The sequence below is a fragment of the Candidatus Ichthyocystis sparus genome (assembly GCF_900078745.1).
GTDB classification, from domain to species: Bacteria; Pseudomonadota; Gammaproteobacteria; order Burkholderiales; family 2013Ark19i; genus Ichthyocystis; species Ichthyocystis sparus.
The window spans coordinates 1-2,307 of the sequence record NZ_FKII01000091.1 but is presented as its reverse complement, the minus strand read 5'-3'; the positions used below and the strand labels follow the sequence as shown (position 1 = coordinate 2,307).

The 2,307-nt window shown below is 39.8% G+C and carries 1 protein-coding gene; it reads left to right on the top strand.

The genetic code is table 11. The features are described from left to right. The first annotated feature begins 220 nt into the window (after positions 1-220). Positions 221-2,221 carry a coiled-coil domain-containing protein gene (locus tag A6733_RS08095; RefSeq protein ID WP_092460825.1) on the top strand — a complete coding sequence of 667 codons (2,001 nt, stop codon included), beginning with the start codon at positions 221-223 and terminating at the stop codon, positions 2,219-2,221. The last annotated feature ends 86 nt before the right edge of the window (positions 2,222-2,307 follow it).

Genomic DNA, 2,307 nt, shown 5'->3' with positions numbered 1-2,307 from the left:
ACTAGCTCATGGGTACTGTATCTGTGTTAGTTGATAAGGTTTTTGCATGTATGTAAATCTATATATTTTTGTTTGGAGTATTTTTGTTAGCGTGGCCAAGTGTACTCTAAAAGGCATGTTAAATTAGGAAAATAAGCTTGATATTAAATGTAGGAAGGCTTGTCTACGTGTAGTCAACAAAAGAGAAAAAAGAGAAAATAAGGACTAGGACTATATACCGATGAAACGAAAATTAAGTGGCAGTGAAGCAAGTAGTCCTGAGGGCTGTGGGCAAAGTAGTGTGGATGAGCATGCGCAACCATCAAATACATTAGAATTAGAACAAGGTGCAGCCTCTGCTGAGGCAGGAGGGTTTATATTAGCGCCACATTTAGCTCTATCGTTGGGGATGAACCCTGGTGAAATGATATTTCGAAGTATGTTTTATGGCTCCCCACAGGCTTCTACTATATCAACTTTAGTAAACCAACTTTTAGAAAAACAGGAGGAACTGTTTAACTGTGGGCCAGGAGAGGGAACTAGTTCTGGCACTCACTACAACACCCTTAATACTCTTAGTCTTATTGAGTCTAATGCAGCGGCGATACAAGCGCTGATGGATAGCATAGAAGCACCTACTTCTGCGTCAGTAGTGGAAGGTGAGGATAATGCGCATTGGCAGGCACCAGTTGCACCAGAACAGAGTACCAGAGGTTCTGATGGAGGATTCATATTGGCACCAGACTTAGCACTAAGCCTGGGAATGCAACCTGGTCAGGCACTACTTCGAGGTATGTTTTACGGTACTTCACAGTCTGATACTGTTCTGAGCATAGTAAACCAACTTTCAGAAATTCGAGAAGATTTATTGCGCAATCAAGAAAGGTCTGGTGCAATCGAAGGGGGAACTAACGTTGATTTCGAAGATACTAGTTCTCTTCTAGAAACTAACGAAGAATTAATGCAAGCTCTGATGGGTAGCATAGAAGCACCGGCAGTACCTACAACAGCAGTAGAAAAAACTGAAACAGAGTCGGAAGAAAAATCGCTAGCGGAATTGGAAGAAGAGAAAGATAGGGAATTGGCAGAATTGAAGGCCAAACTAGAAATGAAAGAGCAAGCAAAAACAGAAAAACTGAGAGATGAGGGAGAGGCAGCAACTAAGAGTCGAGAAAAGGAGCTAGAAAAAGCTATAATTATAGCTGTATGCAGAGAGGCGGATCTAGAGAGAGTAAAAGATAAAGTAAAAGAAGGTATGGAAAGCTTAGAGGTAATGGGATCATTAAGAGCAACAAAAAGAGATACAGAGAAGATGAAAGCAAGGGAGAGAGAGCTAAGGAGAGTAGTAGCAGAACCAAGGACAGAAAACCTGCAAAACATGGAAAAAGAGCTAGCTGAAGCGAGAGCGAGATGTAAAGAACTAGATAAAGCTGGGGCAGGAGAGATTTCAATAGCGATGGATTACATAAGAACTAAAGAGACAAAAATAGGAAGAGATCTAAAAGAAGCAAAGGCAAGAGAAATAAAAGTGAAAAATCTAGAGGAAGAGCTAGAGTTATTAGTAGCAAGAGAAATGTATCTGGAGAAAATGAAGACAAATGAGAAAGAGCTAGACGAAGTAAGAGCGAAAAAGACAAATATAGAGTCAGATCTAAATAGATTAAGAGCAACAATAGCAACGACTGGAAAAAGTATAGAAACAGAGCTAGTTAAGCTTATGGAGGAAAAGAAAGAGATAAAAGCAAAGATAGATAGAGGGAAAAGGAAAATGGAGCTAAATATATTAAAAAGGGAAGCAAAAGCTAGACCAGGCAAAAGAGAGATAGAGCTAATGCTGAGACTAAAGGGGATAAGCACGAGAGTAAGAGAACTAGAACTGAAGTTAGGACTATGGCTAAGTAAAATAACAGCGGTAAAATCGGCGACAGTGCAGGAAGTAATACAGGAGAGTATAGAAGACTTTGATGAAGGGTTCGCGTTGGCACCAGATTTAGCTCAATCGTTGGGAATGCAACCTGATCAAATGTTACGTCGAGGTATGTTTTATGGTACTACACAGTCTGATACTGTTCTGAGCATAGTAAATCAACTTTTAGTAATTCGAGAAGATTTATTGCGTGATCAAGAACTAGAAAGATCTGCTGGTGCAAATCAAGAGGGAACTAGCGTTGGCTGCGAGGATGCTGCCGATCTTATAGTAACTAATTTAACATGCCTTTTAGAGTACACTTGGCCACGCTAACAAAAATACTCCAAACAAAAATATATAGATTTACATACATGCAAAAACCTTATCAACTAACACAGATACAGTACCCATGAGCTAGT

Bases quoted from the DNA above. Each gene is read 5' to 3' on its own strand.
- A6733_RS08095 (WP_092460825.1), top strand. From the start codon at position 221: ATGAAACGAAAATTAAGTGGCAGTGAAGCAAGTAGTCCTGAGGGCTGT.